Below are 20,811 nucleotides of genomic sequence, written 5' to 3' on the forward strand. Positions count from 1 at the left end.
TCAAGGGGTTCTTATGAGTCTGAAATGGGTTGATGTGCAGGAAATCGCAATCCAGCTGGCTGAAAGCAAGCCGGATGTTGATCCAAGATCGCTTAACTTCGTCGATCTGCGTAAATGGGTGATGGAATTGCCCGAGTTCGACGATGCGCCGGATCGCAGTGGCGAAAAGGTTCTGGAGGCCATTCAGGCTCTCTGGATCGAAGAGCTCGACTGAGCCGCGCTGCAGGTTAGGCAATACCAAAGAACCCGCGTATAATTCGCGGGTTTAATTTTTCGAAAATTACCGTTTCTGGAGTTACACCATGGCTGTTCAACGTACTTTCTCCATCATCAAGCCTGACGCCGTTGCAAAAAACGTAATCGGCGAGATCGTCACTCGTTTTGAAAAAGCCGGCCTGCAAGTCGTTGCTTCGAAAATGAAGCAGCTGTCCAAGGCTGAAGCTGAAGGTTTCTACGCTGAGCACAGCGCTCGTGGTTTCTTCGGCGACCTGGTTGCGTTCATGATCTCTGGCCCGGTTGTGGTTCAGGTTCTGGAAGGCGAAAACGCCATCGCTAAAAACCGCGAACTGATGGGCGCTACCAACCCTAAAGAAGCAGCTGCTGGCACCATCCGTGCTGATTTCGCTGATTCCATCGACGCCAACGCTGTACACGGTTCCGATTCCGAAGCTGCTGCTGCACGTGAAATCGCTTACTTCTTCGCCGCTACCGAAGTAACCGCTCGTAAGGCCTAAGGCCATTGAGTGAGGGTGAAAACATGACAACATCGACTGGCAAAACAAACCTGTTGGGTCTGACTCAACCGGAAATGGAGAAGTTCTTCGACTCGATCGGGGAGAAGCGTTTCCGTGCCGGTCAGGTGATGAAGTGGATTCACCACCTTGGCGTCGATGATTTCGACGCCATGACGAATGTCAGCAAGGCCTTGCGCGAAAAGCTCAAGGTCTGCGCTGAAATTCGCGGTCCTGAAGTGGTCAGCGAGGACATCTCCACCGATGGCACCCGTAAATGGGTGGTGCGTGTGGCGTCCGGCAGCTGTGTCGAGACCGTTTACATCCCTCAAGGCAAACGCGGCACGTTGTGCGTTTCGTCCCAGGCGGGTTGTGCCCTGGATTGCAGTTTTTGCTCCACCGGCAAACAAGGTTTCAATAGCAACCTCACCGCCGCCGAAGTGATCGGTCAGGTGTGGATTGCCAACAAATCCTTTGGCAGCGTCCCGGCAACCGTCGACCGTGCCATCACCAACGTGGTGATGATGGGCATGGGTGAGCCGCTGCTGAACTTCGATAACGTAGTAGCCGCCATGCATCTGATGATGGATGACCTGGGCTATGGCATTTCCAAGCGCCGGGTGACGCTGTCCACCTCGGGCGTGGTACCGATGATCGACGAGCTGTCCAAGCACATCGACGTCTCACTGGCATTGTCGCTGCATGCACCCAACGATGCACTGCGCAACCAATTGGTACCGATCAACAAGAAGTACCCGCTCAAGGTCCTGCTCGAATCCTGCCAGCGTTATATGTCGACCCTGGGCGAAAAACGCGTACTGACCGTTGAGTACACGTTGCTCAAAGACATCAACGACAAGGTCGAGCACGCGGTCGAAATGGCTGAGCTGCTCAAGGACACGCCTTGCAAGATCAACCTGATCCCGTTCAACCCGTTTCCTCACTCGGGTTACGAGCGCCCAAGCAATAACGCGATCCGTCGTTTTCAGGATCAGTTGCATCAGGCCGGTTACAACGTCACTGTGCGCACCACGCGCGGCGAAGATATCGATGCAGCATGCGGTCAGTTGGTTGGCCAGGTTCTGGATCGCACTCGACGCAGTGAGCGTTATATTGCTGTGCGCGAGTTGAGTGCCGAGGCCGACCAGGCCCAAAGCGCTACGACTCGAACCTGACTGAGAGGACCTCTATGACCCTGCGCGCCGCGCTATTGCTGTGTTTCGTCAACGTGCTGGCTGGCTGCGTTTCGTCGGGCAGTGTCGATCCGATGAGCACCAGCAAGGGTCGTGACCAGGCGCGCGCCGCGTACGTGCAGCTGGGGCTTGGTTATCTGCAGCAGGGTTCCACCGAGCGCGCCAAGGTTCCTTTGAAAAAAGCCCTCGACCTGGACAGCTCCGATCCTGACGCGAATGCTGCGCTGGCATTGATCTTTCAGGCTGAAATGGAGCCGGAGCTGGCGGACAAGCAATACCTCAAGGCACTTTCGGCGCGTTCCAACGATGCGCGAATCCTGAATAATTACGGCAGTTTCCTGTACGAGCAAAAGCGTTACAAAGAAGCTTACGAGCGTTTTCAACAGGCCGCCGCTGATACCCTCTACCCGGAACGTTCACGGGTTTTCGAGAGTTTGGGGATGACCGCACTGAGGCTCAATCAGCGTGACGAAGCCACCGGCTACTTCACCAAAGCCCTGCGTCTGGATCGCCAACAGCCACGCGCATTGCTGGAAATGGCTGAGTTGTCGTTCGAAGACAGGCATTATGTGCCCTCGCGTGAGTATTACGACCGTTTTAGCCAACTGAGCGATCAAAATGCACGTAGTCTATTACTCGGTACGCGGTTGGCAAAAATCTACGATGATCGCGATAAAGCAGCCAGTTTTGGGCTGCAACTAAAAAGACTCTATCCCGGTAGCCCGGAATATCAGCAATACCTGTCGGAGCAATGATGAAAGCGGCGCATCCCGAAGTTGTAGCAGCCACTCGCGTGAACCCTGGCGAGACCTTGCGTCAGGGCCGAGAGAGCAAAAACTGGTCGCTGCCTGATGTGGCCTCGAGGCTGAACCTCACCGTCGCGTCCTTGGGCAACCTTGAAACTGGCGATTTTGAAAAGTTGCCTGGGCATACCTTCGCCCGGGGCTATATCCGTGCCTACGCGAAACTTCTTGGGCTCGATCAAAGTGCGTTGGTTCAGCAGTTCGATCAATACACCGGCACCGATGCCCATGGCAGTAGTGTGCACAGCCTGGGTCGCATTGAAGAGCCGGTGCGGCTGTCGCACAATATTTTGCGCATTGTCAGCTTGCTGTTGCTCGTGGTTCTGGTCGGTGCCGGTTTCTTCTGGTGGCAGGATCAGACGTCGATGCGCGGCAAAGAGTCGACAGGGATCAGCCTTGAGCACGTCGAAGTCGAAAGTGCTGATGGCACGACCCAGATTCATCCTCTGGATGAACCTGAAGATCAAGCCGTGACCGAGTCTCAAGGGACGTCGTTACCTCTCGCCGCAGGTGAGCCCGCGGCTGAAACCGCAGCGACGACGCCTGCTGCTCCGTCCGCTCCGGCCGTTGGCACGCCTTCGGCCAACGTCCCGGTTACACCGCCTGCGGTGCCGGTGCGCACAACTCCGATGACACCAGTGGCGCCATCGACCGTTGCAGTAACGCCTGTTACGACACAAGCGGACCCTGCAGCTGTGGTAGCGGGTTCTGGTCACATCAAGCTGCAATACGTCTCCGATTGCTGGACGCAAGTGACCGATGCCAACGGCAAAGTGTTACTCAGCGGTGTGAAGCGCAAGGGCGAGAATCTGGATGTCACCGGCAAGCCGCCGCTTACGTTACGCCTGGGCTTTGCTCGCGGTGTTCAAGTGAGCTATAACGGCCAGCCTGTGGACATGGCACCTTTTACCAGTGGCGAAACCGCTCGCCTGAAGCTAGGGCAATAAGTCATGCACGGCGAATCACCGATCAAACGTCGCGAATCTCGTAAAATTTGGGTCGGCTCCGTCCCGGTGGGCGGTGATGCGCCCATCGCGGTGCAGAGCATGACCAACAGCGACACCAACGATGTCGCGGCCACGGTTGCGCAGATCAATCGTCTGGAAGCTGCTGGCGTCGATATCGTGCGGATTTCGGTTCCGGACATGGATGCTGCCGAGGCGTTTGGCCGGATCAAGCAATTGGTCAAGGTCCCCTTGGTTGCCGACATCCACTTCGACTACAAAATTGCATTGCGCGTCGCCGAGCTGGGCGTTGACTGCCTGCGGATCAACCCGGGCAACATCGGCCGCGAAGACCGTGTGCGCGCGGTGGTGAGTGCCGCCCGTGACCGTGGGATTTCGATCCGTATCGGGGTCAACGCGGGGTCGCTGGAAAAAGACCTGCAGAAAAAATATGGCGAGCCGACACCGGCCGCGCTGGTCGAGTCCGCGTTGCGGCATGTCGAGCATCTGGATCGTCTGGATTTCCAGGATTTCAAGGTAAGTGTCAAAGCCAGCGACGTGTTCATGGCGGTGGAAGCCTATCGCTTGCTCGCCAAGCAAATCATTCAGCCGTTGCACCTGGGCATTACCGAAGCCGGTGGCCTGCGTTCAGGCACGGTAAAATCAGCTGTTGGCCTCGGTATGCTGCTTGCCGAGGGGATTGGCGATACTATCCGCATCTCGTTGGCTGCTGACCCGGTCGAAGAGGTGAAAGTCGGATACGACATTCTCAAATCGCTGCACCTTCGTTCCCGTGGCATTAACTTCATTGCCTGCCCGAGCTGTTCCCGGCAGAACTTCGATGTGGTCAAGACCATGAACGAACTGGAAGTGCGCCTTGAAGACTTGTTGGTACCGCTGGATGTCGCGGTGATCGGTTGTGTGGTCAACGGTCCTGGCGAAGCCAAGGAGGCGCATATCGGCCTCACTGGGGGAACGCCTAACCTGATTTACATCGACGGCAAGCCAGCGCAGAAGCTGACCAATGACAATCTGGTGGATGAGCTTGAACGCTTGATCCGTCAGAGAGCGGCCGAAAAGGTCGAAGCCGACGCAGCGCTCATCGCGCGCGGTTGATAGGCCAATACAGATTTCGCTAAGGATTTTTCGTGAGTAAGTCTCTGCAAGCCATTCGTGGCATGAACGACATCCTGCCCGACCAGACGCCCCTGTGGCGCTATTTCGAGGGCACGGTGTCGCGTCTGCTGGATAACTACGGTTATCGCCAGATTCGTATGCCAATCGTTGAGTTCACCGAGCTGTTCAAGCGCTCTATCGGTGAAGTGACTGACATCGTCGAAAAAGAGATGTACACCTTTGCCGATCGCAACGGCGACTCTCTGACCCTGCGCCCTGAAGGCACCGCGGCATGTGTGCGTGCAGTGCTTGAACACGGTATTACCGGTGGCGGCCAGGTTCAGAAGCTTTGGTACATCGGCCCTATGTTCCGCCACGAGCGGCCACAGAAAGGCCGTTATCGTCAGTTTCATCAGATCGGTGTGGAAGTCTTCAATCTTGATGGTCCGGACATCGATGCCGAGCTGATTGTTCTGACCTGGCGTCTATGGGGCCTTCTGGGCATTCGCGGCGCGGTCAAACTTGAGCTCAACAGCCTGGGCACCAGCGAAGCGCGCGGGCGTTATCGCGAGGCGCTGGTCGAGTTTCTGTCGGCACGCCTGAGCGAACTTGACGAAGACAGCCAGCGTCGTCTGAAAACCAACCCACTTCGCGTTCTCGACACCAAGAGCCCTGAAACCCAGGCCGTTCTGGTGGACGCGCCGAAGCTGGCGGATTACCTCGACGACGAATCGCGCATCCACTTCGACGGGCTCAAGGCACGTCTGGACGCAGCCGGTATTCCGTATGTGATCAATCCCAAGCTGGTGCGCGGGCTCGATTACTACAGCAAAACCGTTTTCGAATGGGTCACCGATCAGTTGGGCTCCCAAGGCACTGTGTGTGCCGGTGGTCGTTATGATGGCCTGGTCGAGCAAATGGGCGGCAAGCCTACGAGCGGCGTCGGTTTTGCCATGGGCATCGAGCGTTTGGTCCTGCTGCTGGAAACCCTGGAGCAAATCCCGGAAGAGATCTCGCGTCAGGTCGACGTCTATCTGTGTGCCTTCGGTGAAGCTGCCGAACTGGCTGCATTGACCCTGACCGAACGTTTGCGTGACCAGTTGCCGAACCTGCGTCTGCAGGTCAATGCCGGCGCTGGCAGTTTTAAAAGCCAGTTCAAAAAAGCCGACAAGAGCGGTGCACTGTACGCGCTGATCCTGGGCGACGATGAACTGGCCCAGCAAGTGGTAGGTTTCAAACCCCTGCGTGGCCAGGGCGAACAACAAAATATTGCCTGGGATGCTCTGTCTGAGCACCTGGCCGCCTGCGTTGTGCAGGGTTGAAGCTGATAAACAGCCGTTTTAGCGAATAGGAGTATTGGGGTGTCGCGTACCGAAGATGAAGAACTGGCCGTGATGAAGGACTGGTGGCAACGCAACGGCAAACCCCTGGTTACTGGCGGTTTGCTGGCGTTGATCGTGGTATTTGGCTGGCAAGCCTGGCACAGATATCAGGGTAACCAGTCGCAAGGCGCCTCGATGCTCTATCAGCAATTGCTGGAAACGGCCTTGACCCCGAGCGGTCAGCCTGACACGGCACGGGTCGCGGATATCGCGGGCAAATTGAAAAGCGAATTCGGTGGCTCGGCTTACGCTCAATACGGCAGCCTGTTCGTGGCTAAAGTGGCGGTTGATACCGGCAAGCTCGATGATGCTGCCGCTGAACTCAACGCCATTACCGCCAAGCCGTTCAACGACACGCTGGGTGAAATTGCGCGTCAGCGTCTGGCTCGGGTGTTGGCTGCTCAGAACAAGACTGACGAAGCACTGAAACTGCTCGACGGTGATGCCGACAAAGCATTCCTGGCCAGCCGTGAAGAACTCAAGGGCGACCTGCTGGTACAGCTGGGCCGTGCCGACGAGGCGCATGCGGCCTATCAAAAAGCCAAATCCGCGCTGTCTGAAGAAGCGGCAGTGGGTGGCTTACAAATGAAACTCGACGACTTGGCGAAAGGGGATGCGTGACGTGATGCGTTGGAAACATGCAGCATTGCTGGCCCTGGCCATATTGGCCGCGGGTTGCAGTAGCAACAGCAAAAAGGAATTACCACCGGCCGAGCTGACCGACTTCAAAGAAGAAGTGGTTCTGCAAAAGCAATGGAGTCGCTCCATCGGTGATGGCCAGGGCAAGAACTACAGCATGTTGGTTCCAGCTGTCGAAGGTGAGAATATCTTCGCTGCGGACGTCACCGGTATTGTGATGTCTCTGGATCGCACGACGGGCGACGTGATCTGGAAGAAGGACCTTGAACTGCCTGTTTCCGGTGCCGTTGGCGTAGGCTCCGGTCTGGTGATGGTCGGTACGCTCAAAGGCGCAGTCATCGTTCTTGACGCTGCCACCGGCGAAGAAAAGTGGCGCGCTCGCGTGACCAGTGAAGTGCTGGCACCGCCTGCGACCAACGGTGACGTGGTCGTGGTTCAGACGCAGGATGACCGTGTGTTCGGCTTCGATGCTGCCACCGGCAACCAGCGCTGGATCTACGAAAGCACCCCTGCGGTCCTGACATTGCGCGGTACTGGCGCGCCGATCGTGACCAGCCACCTTGCCTTGGCCGGTCTGTCGACGGGTAAAGTCATTGCATTGAATACCTCGAACGGCGTGCCGATCTGGGAGCAACGCGTTGCTATTCCACAAGGTCGCTCGGAACTGGATCGTGTTGTCGATATCGACGGTGGTCTGCTGTTGTCTGGCAGTACGTTGTATGTCGCCACCTATCAGGGTCGTGTCGCCGGTCTGGATGTAGAGAGCGGTCGTGTGCTTTGGCAGCGTGATGCGTCAAGCTATGCCGGTGTCGCCCAAGGTTTTGGCAGCGTCTACGTGAGTCTGGCCAGTGGCACTGTCGAAGGCGTCGATGAGCGCTCCTCGACAGCGCTTTGGAGCAACGATGCATTGGCTCGTCGCCAGCTGGGTGCGCCGGAAGTGTTTTCCAGCTACGTAGCGGTCGGCGATATGGAAGGCTATCTGCACCTGCTGAGCCAGGTCGATGGCCGTTTCGTTGGTCGTGAGAAAATTGACGGCGATGGCCTGCGTGCCCGTCCGTTGGTTGTTGGCGACACGATTTATGTGTTTGGCAACAGCGGCAAGCTGGAAGCCCTGAAGATCAAGTAATGGTTGTCTACGCGTGAGGCCGCTCTCTATGTTTGAAACATAGGGCCTCTTGCAGCCTTGCCCCGGCAAGGCCTGCGGCACTTCTGGTGCCGCTCCGAACTCCGGCCGCTGCCATGCAGCGGCTTTTGTATTTTCTGAAATAACGAAGTGGAGAGCCGCATGGTTCCCGTAATCGCCCTGGTGGGTCGACCGAACGTCGGCAAGTCCACCTTATTCAACCGCCTGACCAGGACTCGCGACGCTATTGTCGGCGATTTGTCCGGTCTGACCCGTGATCGCCAGTACGGTGAGGCAAAGTGGCAAGGGCGTTCCTACATTCTGATCGACACCGGCGGTATCTCTGGTGATGAACACGGCATGGACGAAAAGATGGCCGAGCAGTCGCTGCTGGCCATCGAAGAAGCCGATGTTGTGTTGTTCCTGGTAGATGCCCGTGCCGGTTTCACGGCTGCTGACCAAATGATCGGCGAGCACTTGCGCAAGCGTGGCAAGCGTTCCTACGTGGTAGCCAACAAGGTCGACAACATCGATCCTGAAATGGCCCGCGCTGAATTCAGCCCGTTGGGTATGGGTGATGCGATCCCGGTTGCTGGTGCTCACGGTCGTGGCATCACTCAGATGCTGGAAATCGCCCTCAGCGAATTCCCGAAAGACCCTGAAGAAGAGATTGAGGCCGAAGATGTCGCCGAAGGCCAGGAAGCCAAGCGCATTCCAGGTCCTAGTGAAAAAGACGGGATCAAGATCGCGATCATCGGCCGTCCGAACGTTGGCAAATCGACGTTGGTCAACCGCATGCTCGGTGAAGACCGGGTTATCGTCTATGACGAGCCTGGCACCACCCGTGACAGCATCTACATTCCCTTCGAGCGTAACGACGAGAAGTACACGCTGATCGACACCGCGGGTGTGCGCAAGCGCGGCAAGGTCCACGAGGAAGTCGAAAAGTTCTCGGTGGTGAAAACCCTGCAGGCGATCAAAGACGCCAACGTGGTGATCTTCGTGATGGACGCCCGCGAAGGCGTGGTCGATCACGACCTCAACCTGCTGGGCTTTGTCCTGGAATCCGGTCGTGCGCTGGTTATCGCATTGAACAAGTGGGATGGCATGGATCCGAGCGAGCGCGAGTTCGTGAAGATCGAGCTGCAACGTCGCTTGTTCTTCGTCGACTTCGCCGATATCCACTTCATCTCGGCCTTGCATGGCACGGGTGTGGGTAACCTCTACCAATCGGTTCAGAACTCGTTCAAGTCCGCAGTCACCCGCTGGCCGACTAACCGCCTGACTCAGATTCTTGAAGACGCGGTCAGTGAACATGCACCGCCGATGGTTGGCAGCCGCCGCATCAAGCTTCGCTATGCTCACTTGGGCGGTGCTAACCCGCCGTTGATCGTGATTCACGGCAACCAAGTCGAGAAAGTACCCAAGTCCTATGTCCGTTATCTGGAAAACACCTACCGCCGCGTGTTGAAGCTGGTCGGTACGCCAATCCGGATCGAGTTCAAAGGCGGGGAGAACCCATACGAAGGCAACAAGAACACGCTGACAGACCGTCAGGTCAACAAGAAGCGTCGAATGATGTCTCACCACAAGAAAGCTGACAAAAAACGCAAAGATAAGCGTTGATCCGGTAACGGATATTCTTGAAAAGGGCGCCAATGGCGCCTTTTTTTATGCGCGTGGTATGGGCTATCCTGTTTGTTTCCCGTGCCGCCGTAGAGCCGGGTGTAAGCAAGGGAATGGCCCATGATCATCAGTAAGCTGCCGAATGTCGGCACGACCATTTTTACCGTGATGTCCCAGCTTGCCGCGCAGACCGGTGCAATTAACCTGTCCCAAGGTTTTCCGGATTTCGACGGCCCGCAAGCGCTTCGAGATGCTGTGAGCCGGCACATCGCTGATGGCCACAACCAATACGCGCCGATGACCGGCTTGCCTGCCCTGCGCCAGCAAGTGGCGGCCAAAATTGCCCGTAGCTATGGCCGTCAGGTGGATGCCGACACTGAAGTCACCATCACCCCCGGCGCGACCCAGGCCATTTTTTGCGCGATCCAGACGGTGATTCAGCCCGGCGACGAAGTGATCGTGTTCGACCCGTGCTACGACAGCTATGAACCTTCGGTCGAGCTGGCTGGCGGTCGCTGCGTGCATGTGCAGCTCGGTTTGGACGATTTCGCCATTGATTGGCAGAAGCTCGGTGAAGCCCTGACCCCGCGCACGCGGATGATCATCCTCAACAGCCCGCACAACCCGAGCGGCGCGTTGATCACCCGCGATGAGCTCGATCGGTTGGCGGCGTTGATCGCCAATCGCGATATTTATCTGGTCAGCGATGAAGTGTACGAGCACCTGGTGTTTGACGGCGTGCCGCACGCCAGCGTGCTGGCCCATGAAGAACTGTACCAGCGGGCGTTCGTGGTCAGTTCGTTCGGCAAGACCTATCACGTTACCGGTTGGAAAACCGGTTATGTGGTCGCGCCTCCGGCCTTGACTGCCGAGTTGCGCAAGATCCACCAGTACGTGAGCTTCTGTGGCGTAACGCCGCTGCAATACGCCTTGGCTGACTTCATGGCCGAGCATCCTGAGCATGTCGAGGAGCTGCCCGCGTTCTATCAGGCCAAGCGCGATCTGTTCTGCGACCAGCTTGAACCCTCACGCTTTAACTTCAGCCGCGTAGCGGGCACCTATTTTCAGCTGGTGGATTACTCGAACATTCGTCCGGACTTGAATGACGTCGATATGTCGCTGTGGATGACCCGCGAGCATGGTGTGGCTTCTATTCCTATCTCGGTCTTCTACCAAAGCCCACCATCAGGGCAACGCCTGATTCGCTTGTGCTTTGCCAAACGCGAGGAGACGTTGCGTCAGGCAGCGGAAAAACTATGCGCGATTTAAGCGAACTGCCCAATCTCAATATAGCGTTGGTCCAGACCACTCTGGTGTGGCATGACCGCGAGGCCAACCATGAGCATTTCGAGCTGTTGCTGGATCAGGCTCGGGGCGCGGACCTGATTATCCTGCCAGAGATGTTCACCACCGGCTTCTCGATGCAGTCCGAAACCCTGTCCGAGCCGGAAAATGGCTCCACCGCCAAGTGGATGCTGGCCCAGGCCAAGCGACTGGATGCGGTCGTGACGGGCAGCCTGATCGTTCAGGCTGCTGACGGCAGCCATCGCAATCGCCTGCTATGGGCGCGCCCAGACGGTGAGCTGTTGCATTACGACAAGCGCCATCTGTTTCGCATGGCGGGCGAGCACAACCACTTCACTCCGGGTGAGCGTCAGGTTCAGTTTGAATTGAAAGGCTGGCGGATTCGGCCACTGATTTGCTACGACCTGCGTTTCCCGGTCTGGAGCCGTGATGCGCAAGACACTGATCTGCTGCTGTATGTCGCCAACTGGCCCGGCGCACGACGTCTGCACTGGAATCGCCTGCTACCGGCCCGCGCCATCGAAAATCTCTGCTACGTCGCCGCAGTCAATCGAGTCGGCACCGACGGTAAGGGCTTTACTTACACGGGTGATAGCCACGTTTTCGACTTTCAGGGTGAAAGCCTGTTTAGCGCCGGTGAGGCCGATGGGGTGTTTCAGGTCTGCCTGAGCGCTGCCGACCTGGCCGCCTACCGCAAACGCTTTCCGGCGAATCTGGATGCGGACACTTTCGAGCTGCATTGAATAATAATGTTTTTATTTGATGCGGTTTCCAGCCAAACGCTGATCCCCGCAGGAGCTGACTTGTCTGTGAAAGTCGCAACGCGGTGTGTCTGACAGGCCTCGTTGAATGGTCTTCGCAGACAGTTGCTCTTACAGTTTGAACTGCGCGATAGCGCGGCGTTGCAGGCGGGGCGACATCTCTCACAGGAAATGCGGGAAGCAGACACAAAAACGGCCCCGAAGCGTTCGCTTCGGGGCCGTTTTTTGTTTCAGGCGTTCAGATCAAGCCGCTTTGGCTTGGGCCTGGCTCAATGAGCGATTCAGTGCACTGAACAGTGCGCGGAAGCTGGCAGTGGTGATGTTCTCATCAATGCCAACACCGTGGACCGCACGATCACCGTTCACTCGCAGTTCGATGTAAGCCGCTGCCTTGGCCGTGGTCCCGGCGCCAATGGCGTGTTCGCTGTAGTCCATGATTTCCACGGAGTCCGGCAGGCTGGCGACCAGTGCTTCCAGAGCGCCTTTGCCCTTGCCACGCCAGTGCTGGGTCTCGCCATCGCAATGGACTTCGGCATCCACTGAGCTGTTGCCGTTTTCTTCCTGCAGCTTATGGCTGAGCAGGGCGTACGGCACGTTGGCTTGCAGGTATTCGCGGTGCAGCAAGCTGTAAATCTGCTGCGCGCTCATTTCCAGGCCCAGACGATCGGTTTCACCCTGAACTACCTGGCTGAACTCGATCTGCATCCGGCGTGGCAGGCAGATGCCATATTCCTGTTCCAGCAGGTAAGCGATGCCGCCTTTGCCGGATTGGCTGTTGACCCGAATCACCGCCTCGTAACTGCGACCGATATCGGCCGGGTCGATTGGCAGGTAAGGCACTTCCCACAACGCATCAGGCTTTTGCTGGCTGAAACCTTTGCGGATGGCGTCCTGGTGCGAGCCGGAGAACGCGGTGTGCACCAGATCGCCCACATACGGATGGCGTGGGTGAACCGGAATCTGGTTGCACTCCTCAACGACTTTGCGCACGCCGTCGATGTCAGAGAAGTCCAACTGAGGGTTGATGCCCTGGGTATAGAGGTTGAGTGCCACGGTGACCAGATCGACGTTACCGGTGCGCTCGCCGTTACCGAACAGGCAACCTTCAACGCGATCGGCGCCAGCCATCAAGCCCAGCTCAGTGGCCGCAACCCCGGTACCACGGTCGTTGTGGGTATGCAGGCTGATCAGCACGCTGTCACGGCGATTGATATTGCGGCCAAACCACTCGATCTGGTCGGCGTATATGTTTGGCGTAGCCACTTCAACGGTTGCTGGCAGGTTGAGGATGACTTTGTGCTCAGGTGTCGGGTTCCAGACCTCGATGACCGCGTCGCACACTTCCTTGGCGAACTCGAGTTCGGTCGCGCTGAAAGTCTCCGGCGAATATTCGAACGTCCACTGGGTTTCAGGCTGCTGGGCTGCGAACTTGACGAACAGCTTGGCTGCGCTGACCGCGATCTCTTTCACGCCGGCTTTGTCTTGGTTGAAGACGATGCGGCGGAACGAAGGCGAGGTCGCGTTATACAGGTGAACAATGGCTTTCTTTGCCCCGCGCAGGGATTCGAACGTGCGCGCGATCAAGTCTTCACGACCCTGGGTCAGCACCTGAATGGTGGTGTCATCCGGGATGTGGTTGCCTTCAATCAGAGTACGGACGAAGTCAAAGTCGGTTTGCGAGGCGGCCGGGAACGACGCTTCGATTTCTTTGACGCCGACGCTGACCAGGGTCTTCCAGAAACGCAGTTTCTTGACCGCATCCATCGGCTCGATCAGCGATTGGTTGCCGTCGCGAAGGTCAGAGCTGCACCAGATCGGCGCTGTTGTGATGGTCTTTGAAGGCCAGGTACGGTCAGGCAGGTCAATGGTTGGAAACGCGCGGTACTTGGTCGAGGGATCGTTGAGCATTGCCATGGGAAAAATCCTTATTGTGCTGGCCGGATAGAGGCGGCCTACCGTTGAAACGAAAGAAAGGGGCGAGGCACCGCGATCTAGCTTGGCAGTCGTGCACTGACCAGGCAAAGGCAGCGATGTTGGCGCAATAGAATGAGGGTGTGTGAGGTTTTCATGCCGTCAACCGTAACCATTGGGGTGAAAGTTGGCAAGCACTCGATAAAAATTGATATAAATCATCTGATTTAGCGTTTTGACAGGTTTTTATGGCTGAATCTTAAGTAAAAGACCGCGCAAATTGCGCGGTCTTCCACGGGGGCGCAACTCAGGGTTGAAATGCACCAATAAAAATTGCTGGATCAACCCGTGCATCGTTCAGGCTGACGTTCCAATGCATATGCGGCCCGGTGGCGCGGCCGGTTGAGCCGACTCTGCCTACCACGCCACCACGGCTTACTGCCTGACCAACCTTCACGTCGATTTTCGACATGTGGCAGAACATGCTGATGAAACCCTGGCCGTGGTCGACGAACACGGTATTGCCGTTAAAGAAGTAATTGCCGATCAGGATCACCTTGCCAGCGGCTGGCGATTTGATCGGGGTGCCCGCCGGTACAGCGAAATCCAGACCTGCGTGGGGATTGCGTTCCTCGCCATTAAAGAAACGGCGAACGCCGAACTTGCTCGAAAGGGGACCACTCACCGGCTTGTCCAGCAGCAGGTTGCTCGGCGTCCCCGGCGTGAAGCTGCGGTAAGCGCGAATCTGCTCGGCCAGTTCGCCATCGATACGTTTCAGGTCGGCGGGGTTGGGATTGACCTGGCGCTGGTTTTTCAGGGTGATGCGTTGTTCTGGGTATTGCTTGTTGCCGACGGTGAAGTTCAGGGTGCGTGTGCCATTCGCGGTTTTGGCGGTGATCTGTTGGCTGCCGGGCTTGATCGTCAACGGCACACCCACAATCGCCAGCCAGCGCGCATCCTGTTCTTTGACCACCAACACCGGCCTGCCTTGATAACTGGCTTGCGGCGCCTGAGCGCTGGTACCCAGATCGACGACCGCAACACCGCCCGGTACCGGCTTGTTCAGCAGGCGGGCGATGTAACTGTCGTTGCTGGCATGGGCGGGCAGGGCAAGACACAGTGCAAATAGTGGCGCAATAAAACGCAGCATCAATAGATCAATCCAGAAGAGAGAGGGTGACAGGCGCCAGATGGTTGTCTTCGACGCGCACCTGCAATTCACCTTCGCCAAGCCGGGCTTTCAAACGCTGGCCGTTATGGGTTTGTTCCGCGCTACGAATCGCATGACCACGTTCATCGAGCAGGATGCTGTAGCCACGGCTCAGCGTTGCCAGCGGGCTGACCACGTGCAGCGTCTGCATGTGGCTTTGCAGCTGCAGACGTCGGGTCTTGAGGATCTCGCGAATCGCTCGAGGCAAGCGTTGGGACAAGCTGTCCAGCCGTTGTTTCAACAGCGCAAGGGTACGACCTGGATGCTGGGCGGCGAGGCGGGCCTGCAGATGGGCCAGACGCGCAGCGCGTTTTTGCGTGTGCTGTTCGAAGGCGCGACGCAGGCGCATGTCCAGATCGTCCAGGCGTTGTGCTTGCTGGCGCAGGCGCTCGCCAGGATGACGCAAGCGTCGGGAAATGCCTTCCAGGCGCAGGCGCTCGCGCATCAAGCGATCCTGGATGCGGGTGACTAACCGCCGCTTCAGGTTATCGACCCGTCGATGCAGGTCACTGGCGTCCGGTGCGAGCAGCTCTGCCGCAGCCGATGGCGTCGGTGCCCGCACGTCGGCCACGAAATCGCTGATCGAGACGTCGGTCTCATGCCCGACCGCGCTGACAATCGGCGTCACACAGGCATCGATTGCCCGGGCCACCGCTTCTTCGTTGAAGCACCACAAGTCTTCCAGCGAGCCGCCGCCACGGGCCAGGATCAAGGCATCAAAACCTCGAGAGTCGGCCAGTTTCAAGGCGCGGACAATTTGCGCGATAGCATCACGACCTTGTACTGCGGTAGGGATCAACGTTAGTTGCACCTGCGGTGCACGACGGCGGAACACGCTGATGATGTCGCGAATCACTGCGCCGGTAGGCGAGCTGATGATGCCGATGCGACGCGGATGCAAAGGCAACGGCACTTTGCGTTCGGCGCTGAACAGGCCTTCGACGCTGAGTTTGTCTTTCAGTGCATCGAAGGCCAGACGCAGGGCACCTTCACCTGCGGGTTCGACGGTGTCGAGGATCAGCTGATAGTCGCCACGGCCTTCGAACAGCGAAACTTTGCCGCGCACTTTCACCGCCAGACCGTCTTTCAACACCTGACGAACCCGTGCGGCGCTTTGCCGGAACAGTGCGCAACGCACTTGGGCGCCACTGTCCTTGAGGGTGAAATACACATGGCCGGACGCCGGGCGGGACAGATTGGAGATTTCGCCTTCAACCCAGATATTACTGAACACATCCTCCAGCAGCACGCGTGCGCGGCCGTTGAGCTGGCTGACGGTGAGGACTTCCCGGTCGAGGCCGAGTCTTGCGAAGGGGTCTTTGATCATGGCGAGCATGATAAAGGCATGCCTTTATATAGGATAGGTAGTGGTGGTTTTATCTAGTCGAGCATACCGCTCGCTGGTTACAGTCGGCACGGATAACTTCATGGATGAATCTCGATGACCTTTGCCGATTTAACCGGGTTGTTCAATCAATTGGCGTTCACGCCCCTCGACTGGGTGCTGATCGAGCTGGGCGTGATAGGCGCGTACATCGTATTTGGTATCGCCGGGTTTGGTACGGCGTTGGTTGCTGGACCGGTGCTGATCAATTTCATGGCGTTGTCGCGGATCATTCCGTTGTTGGTATTGCTGGATTTCATCGCTGCGTTCGGCAATCTGCTGCCTTCGCGCCGATCGGTGGTCAAGGCTGAGCTCCTGCGCCTGCTGCCCTGCATGGCGGTGGGCTGCACCTTGGGCGTGGTGTTTCTGCTCAACCTTAAATCCGATGTCTTGCTGTTGCTGATGGGATTGTTCATTACCGCTTACGCGCTTTATAGCCTAGGGGTAAAAGTTCGTCCGACACAGCTCGCGGCGGGCTGGGCGATACCGATGGGCACCATTGGCGGCCTGTTCGGTGCGCTATTTGGCAGTGGTGGCTTTCTTTACGCGATTTACCTTAACAGCCGTTTGCCTTCCAAGGTGCAGGCGCGGGCGACCCAGGCCGTGTTGATCAGTTGCAGCACCATCGTCCGGTTGAGCCTGTTTATGCTGGCGGGGGTGTACGCCGAAATGCCGTTGCTGATGCTGGCCGCGTGTTTGTTTCCGGCGATGGTCGTGGGTTCGTGGATTGGCCGCTCACTGATCATGAAATTGTCGCGTGAGGCCTTTGTGCGTCTGGTCACGTGGCTGGTGCTGGCCAGTGGTATTGCATTGATCGGTCGCTACCTCTCCACATGAGCCAGCACTTGACCTGAAAGGGGGGGGGATTAAGCTGCCTTATTAAGTAGCAGCAATAGGCGTCATCCATGAATACCCAGAGCATCATCGTCCCGCAGATTTCCGACTTTCCGGCTCACGAGGCCCGAGCCCGGCTGATCCTGCGCTGGCTGATGAACAAGAACATCATCGAGCAAGAATTGACCACCTGCGGCCGCAGTTTCAGCAAGATGGCCTATGCCGTTGCGCCCGGTGCCCGTGATGTCGTCGAGAATCCTGATGCCCTGCCATTCGGGCAAGCGATCAACGGTCTGGAGATCGTCACCAAGCGTTGTATCTTTACTCCGCTGACCGATTTCGCTGAAGAGGCTGGCTGCCCTGAATGCAGAAAAGAAGTGGGTGAAGCACTGTTCGACAGTCTGGAAGAGTGGATGCCGGGGCACACCGATAACTTCATCTGCCCGGAATGCGGGCATGAAGACGACATCAATGGCTTTCTGTTCCTGCAAGCCTGCGGTTTTTCCAACCTGGGTTTTATCTTCAATAACTGGCTGGACGCCTCGTTCAAGCAGAGCTTTCTCGATGAATTCGCCGAGCGTCTGGATCGTCCGGTTTCGTTAGTCAACGTGCATTTGGACGCTGATTGATAATAGGCTGAGGTTTACATTGAGCAGGCAGGTCCGTATGGGTATAATGGCGCGCTTCCAATTTCCCGCTCGGGAGCCCCCGCGATGCTGCGTATCAGCCAAGAAGCTCTAACCTTCGACGACATTCTCCTAGTGCCCGGTTATTCCGAGGTGCTTCCTAACGAAGTTAGTTTGAAGACACGTTTGACACGTGGCATCGAGCTTAATATTCCGCTGGTCTCTGCCGCGATGGATACCGTGACTGAAGCCCGTCTGGCAATTGCCATGGCTCAGGAAGGTGGTATCGGTATTATCCACAAGAACATGACCATCGAGCAGCAAGCTGCCGAAGTGCGTAAGGTCAAGAAGTTCGAAGCCGGTGTAGTCAAGGACCCCATTACCATCGAGGCAGATGCCACGGTACGTGATCTGTTCGAACTGACGCATCTGCACAATATTTCCGGCGTACCGGTGATGCACAATGGCGACCTGGTCGGCATCGTGACGTCTCGGGATGTGCGCTTCGAAAACCGTCTGGATGTTCCTGTTCGGGAAGTGATGACGCCTAAAGAGCGTCTCGTCACTGTTCGTGAAGGCGCCGACAAGAACGAAGTGCGTGAGCTGCTGCACAGGCATCGTCTGGAAAAAGTCCTGATCGTCGACGACAAGTTCGCGCTCAAGGGCATGATGACCGTCAAGGACATCGAAAAAGCCAAGGCCTACCCATTGGCGAGCAAGGACGATCAAGGTCGTCTGCGTGTCGGCGCTGCGGTTGGTACCGGCAAGGACACTGCCGAACGCGTTGCAGCCCTGGTTTCCGCCGGCGTTGACGTGGTGGTGGTCGACACCGCTCACGGCCACTCCAAGGGCGTGATCGATCGCGTCCGTTGGGTCAAACAGAATTTCCCTGAAGTGCAGGTCATCGGCGGCAACATCGCTACCGGCGCTGCTGCCAAGGCGTTGGCTGAAGCGGGTGCCGATGCGGTCAAGGTCGGTATCGGTCCTGGCTCCATCTGCACCACGCGCATCGTTGCCGGTGTCGGCGTGCCGCAAATCAGCGCCATCGCCAACGTCGCCGCGGCCCTTGAAGGCACGGGCGTTCCGTTGATCGCCGATGGCGGCATCCGTTATTCGGGTGACCTGTCCAAAGCCATCGTGGCCGGTGCTTCCTGCGTGATGATGGGCTCGATGTTTGCCGGTACCGAAGAGGCGCCAGGTGAAATCGAACTGTTCCAGGGTCGCTCCTACAAGGCTTACCGCGGTATGGGTTCGTTGGGTGCGATGTCTCAGGCGCAGGGCTCATCTGACCGTTACTTCCAGGACTCTTCCGAGGGTGCCGAGAAGCTGGTGCCGGAAGGCATCGAAGGCCGGGTCGCTTACAAAGGCTCGCTGAGCGCTATCGTTCACCAATTGATGGGCGGCCTGCGTTCATCCATGGGTTACACCGGCAGCGCCACGATCGAAGAGATGCGCACCAAGCCAGAATTCGTGCGTATCACCGGTGCCGGCATGGCTGAGTCCCACGTCCACGACGTGCAGATCACCAAAGAAGCGCCGAACTACCGCGTAGGTTAAAAGCGCTATCCAGTGTCATCTAAATAATCGGGGCTGCTAGCAGCCCCGTGTTGTTTCCGAATTCCACCGAGAGAATGAGTCATGGCCCTCGACATTCACGCCCACCGCATCCTGATCCTCGACTTCGGTTCCCAGTACACCCAACTGATTGCCCGCCGCGTGCGTGAGATCGGCGTGTATTGCGAGCTGCATCCGTTCGACATGGACGACGAAGCGATTCGCGCATTCAACCCACGCGGGATCATTCTCGCCGGTGGCCCTGAGTCCGTACACGAAGCTGATAGCCCGCGTGCGCCAAAGGCCGTGTTTGACCTGAACGTGCCAGTTTTCGGAATTTGCTACGGCATGCAGACCATGGCTGAACAGCTGGGCGGTCGGGTGGAAGGTTCCGAGCTGCGCGAATTCGGTTACGCCCGAGTCGATGTGGTTGGCAAGAGCCGCCTCCTCGATGGTATTGAAGATCACGTTGATCCAGACGGTCTTTACGGCCTTGACGTGTGGATGAGCCACGGCGACAAAGTGACTGAAATCCCTGAAGGCTTTCACGTGCTGGCAAGCACCCCGAGTTGCTCGATTGCCGGCATGGCCGACGACTCGCGCGGCTACTACGGTGTGCAGTTCCACCCGGAAGTAACCCATACCAAGCAGGGCGGTCGCATCCTGTCGCGCTTCATTCTCGACATCTGCGGCTGCGAAGCGTTGTGGACGCCGTCGCACATCGCTGAAGACGCCATCGCGCATGTCCGTGCCCTGGTTGGCACCGATAACGTGCTGCTCGGTCTGTCCGGCGGTGTCGATTCTTCGGTGGTTGCGGCATTGCTGCACAAAGCCATCGGCGATCAACTGACCTGCGTATTCGTCGACAACGGCCTGCTGCGTCTGCACGAAGGCGAGCAAGTGATGGCCATGTTCGCCGAGAACATGGGTGTCAAAGTGATCCGCGCCAACGCTGCCGATCAGTTCCTCGATAATCTGGCGGGCGAAAGCGATCCAGAGAAGAAGCGCAAAATCATCGGTCGTACCTTCATCGATGTGTTCGATGCCGAATCCTGCAAGCTGGACAACATCAAGTACCTGGCTCAGGGCACCATCTACCCGGACGTGATCGAGTCGGCTGGCGCGAAAAGCGGCAAGGCTCATGTGATCAAGTCGCACCACAACGTGGGTGGCTTGCCGGACGAGATGAACCTGAAACTGGTCGAGCCGTTGCGCGAACTGTTCAAGGATGAAGTCCGCCGCCTGGGTCTCGAACTCGGCCTGCCGTACGACATGGTTTACCGTCACCCATTCCCGGGCCCGGGTCTCGGTGTACGGATTCTCGGTGAAGTGAAAAGGGAATACGCCGACCTGTTGCGTCGCGCTGACCACATTTTCATCGAAGAGCTGCGCAAGGCTGACTGGTATCACAAGGTCAGCCAGGCATTCGTGGTGTTCCAGCCGGTTAAATCGGTCGGTGTGGTGGGCGATGCCCGTCGTTACGCTTGGGTTGTCGCCCTGCGTGCAGTGGAAACCGTCGACTTCATGACCGCACGTTGGGCGCACCTGCCTTACGAGCTGCTGGAAACCGTCAGCGGCCGCATCATCAATGAAATCGAAGGCATCTCCCGCGTCACGTACGACGTGTCGAGCAAGCCGCCAGCGACTATTGAGTGGGAATGATCTGATC

At 57.6% G+C, this 20,811-nt stretch carries 19 protein-coding genes; 16 read left to right on the plus strand and 3 right to left on the minus strand.

Annotated elements, in window-relative coordinates:
* The first annotated feature begins 13 nt into the window (after positions 1 to 13).
* From iscX to RGU44_RS00785, 12 genes are all read left to right on the plus strand, one after another.
* Positions 14 to 214 (plus strand): Fe-S cluster assembly protein IscX, encoded by a 201-nt coding sequence (iscX, locus tag RGU44_RS00730; protein ID WP_219061130.1) that lies wholly within the window; start codon positions 14 to 16, stop codon positions 212 to 214.
* 88 nt (positions 215 to 302) lie between these two features.
* A complete protein-coding gene (gene ndk, locus RGU44_RS00735) occupies positions 303 to 734 on the plus strand; it encodes a nucleoside-diphosphate kinase (protein WP_219061131.1) in 432 nt (143 codons plus the stop codon).
* Positions 735 to 757: 23 nt separating this feature from the next.
* Positions 758 to 1,906 (plus strand): 23S rRNA (adenine(2503)-C(2))-methyltransferase RlmN, encoded by a 1,149-nt coding sequence (gene rlmN / locus RGU44_RS00740; protein ID WP_322178133.1) that lies wholly within the window; start codon positions 758 to 760, stop codon positions 1,904 to 1,906.
* Between the two features lie 14 nt (positions 1,907 to 1,920).
* Complete coding sequence (gene pilW, locus RGU44_RS00745; protein WP_322178134.1) at positions 1,921 to 2,679, plus strand: type IV pilus biogenesis/stability protein PilW; 759 nt, start codon at positions 1,921 to 1,923, stop codon at positions 2,677 to 2,679.
* A complete protein-coding gene (locus RGU44_RS00750; RefSeq protein ID WP_322215214.1) occupies positions 2,679 to 3,674 on the plus strand; it encodes a RodZ family helix-turn-helix domain-containing protein in 996 nt (331 codons plus the stop codon). The genes pilW and RGU44_RS00750 overlap by 1 nt, the downstream gene beginning before the upstream one ends.
* 3 nt (positions 3,675 to 3,677) lie before the next feature.
* Positions 3,678 to 4,787 (plus strand): flavodoxin-dependent (E)-4-hydroxy-3-methylbut-2-enyl-diphosphate synthase, encoded by a 1,110-nt coding sequence (gene ispG / locus RGU44_RS00755; RefSeq protein ID WP_219061135.1) that lies wholly within the window; start codon positions 3,678 to 3,680, stop codon positions 4,785 to 4,787.
* 32 nt (positions 4,788 to 4,819) lie between these two features.
* Positions 4,820 to 6,109: a histidine--tRNA ligase gene (gene hisS, locus RGU44_RS00760; RefSeq protein ID WP_322215216.1), complete on the plus strand. Its 1,290-nt coding sequence runs from the start codon at positions 4,820 to 4,822 to the stop codon at positions 6,107 to 6,109.
* Between the two features lie 39 nt (positions 6,110 to 6,148).
* Positions 6,149 to 6,790 (plus strand): tetratricopeptide repeat protein, encoded by a 642-nt coding sequence (locus RGU44_RS00765; protein ID WP_322215218.1) that lies wholly within the window; start codon positions 6,149 to 6,151, stop codon positions 6,788 to 6,790.
* Positions 6,783 to 7,934 carry an outer membrane protein assembly factor BamB gene (gene bamB, locus RGU44_RS00770; protein WP_322178137.1) on the plus strand — a complete coding sequence of 384 codons (1,152 nt, stop codon included), beginning with the start codon at positions 6,783 to 6,785 and terminating at the stop codon, positions 7,932 to 7,934. The genes RGU44_RS00765 and bamB overlap by 8 nt, the downstream gene beginning before the upstream one ends.
* Positions 7,935 to 8,093: 159 nt before the next feature.
* Positions 8,094 to 9,557, plus strand: coding sequence for a ribosome biogenesis GTPase Der (gene der / locus RGU44_RS00775; RefSeq protein ID WP_219061138.1), 1,464 nt, complete (start codon positions 8,094 to 8,096; stop codon positions 9,555 to 9,557).
* 120 nt (positions 9,558 to 9,677) lie between these two features.
* Positions 9,678 to 10,826: a pyridoxal phosphate-dependent aminotransferase gene (locus RGU44_RS00780; RefSeq protein ID WP_322178138.1), complete on the plus strand. Its 1,149-nt coding sequence runs from the start codon at positions 9,678 to 9,680 to the stop codon at positions 10,824 to 10,826.
* Positions 10,814 to 11,605 carry an amidohydrolase gene (locus RGU44_RS00785; protein ID WP_322215219.1) on the plus strand — a complete coding sequence of 264 codons (792 nt, stop codon included), beginning with the start codon at positions 10,814 to 10,816 and terminating at the stop codon, positions 11,603 to 11,605. The genes RGU44_RS00780 and RGU44_RS00785 overlap by 13 nt, the downstream gene beginning before the upstream one ends.
* A 261-nt stretch (positions 11,606 to 11,866) precedes the next feature.
* On the opposite strand, the gene leuA is transcribed toward RGU44_RS00785, so the two are convergent.
* The 3 genes from leuA to xseA form a co-directional block, all read right to left on the minus strand.
* The gene (leuA, locus tag RGU44_RS00790; protein ID WP_322178140.1) at positions 11,867 to 13,537 is read right to left on the minus strand and encodes a 2-isopropylmalate synthase; all 1,671 of its coding nucleotides are present in this window, start codon (positions 13,535 to 13,537) and stop codon (positions 11,867 to 11,869) included.
* 304 nt (positions 13,538 to 13,841) lie between these two features.
* Positions 13,842 to 14,684, minus strand: a complete 843-nt coding sequence (locus RGU44_RS00795) for a peptidoglycan DD-metalloendopeptidase family protein (protein ID WP_322178141.1) — start codon at positions 14,682 to 14,684, stop codon at positions 13,842 to 13,844.
* Positions 14,685 to 14,691: 7 nt separating this feature from the next.
* Positions 14,692 to 16,071 carry an exodeoxyribonuclease VII large subunit gene (xseA, locus tag RGU44_RS00800; protein ID WP_322217719.1) on the minus strand — a complete coding sequence of 460 codons (1,380 nt, stop codon included), beginning with the start codon at positions 16,069 to 16,071 and terminating at the stop codon, positions 14,692 to 14,694.
* Positions 16,072 to 16,185: 114 nt separating this feature from the next.
* Here xseA and RGU44_RS00805 point away from each other — a divergent pair, with 114 nt between their 5' ends.
* From RGU44_RS00805 to guaA, 4 genes are all read left to right on the plus strand, one after another.
* Positions 16,186 to 16,965 (plus strand): sulfite exporter TauE/SafE family protein, encoded by a 780-nt coding sequence (locus RGU44_RS00805; protein ID WP_322215220.1) that lies wholly within the window; start codon positions 16,186 to 16,188, stop codon positions 16,963 to 16,965.
* A gap of 68 nt (positions 16,966 to 17,033) precedes the next feature.
* Entirely contained in the window at positions 17,034 to 17,591 is a 558-nt protein-coding gene (locus RGU44_RS00810; protein WP_322178143.1) for a sugar ABC transporter ATPase, read from the plus strand.
* Positions 17,592 to 17,675: 84 nt separating this feature from the next.
* Complete coding sequence (gene guaB / locus RGU44_RS00815) at positions 17,676 to 19,145, plus strand: IMP dehydrogenase (protein WP_219061145.1); 1,470 nt, start codon at positions 17,676 to 17,678, stop codon at positions 19,143 to 19,145.
* Between the two features lie 81 nt (positions 19,146 to 19,226).
* Entirely contained in the window at positions 19,227 to 20,804 is a 1,578-nt protein-coding gene (guaA, locus tag RGU44_RS00820) for a glutamine-hydrolyzing GMP synthase (protein WP_322178144.1), read from the plus strand.
* Positions 20,805 to 20,811: the final 7 nt, after the last annotated feature.

This window comes from Pseudomonas sp. 5C2 (genome assembly GCF_034314155.1).
Classification (GTDB): Bacteria; Pseudomonadota; Gammaproteobacteria; order Pseudomonadales; family Pseudomonadaceae; genus Aquipseudomonas.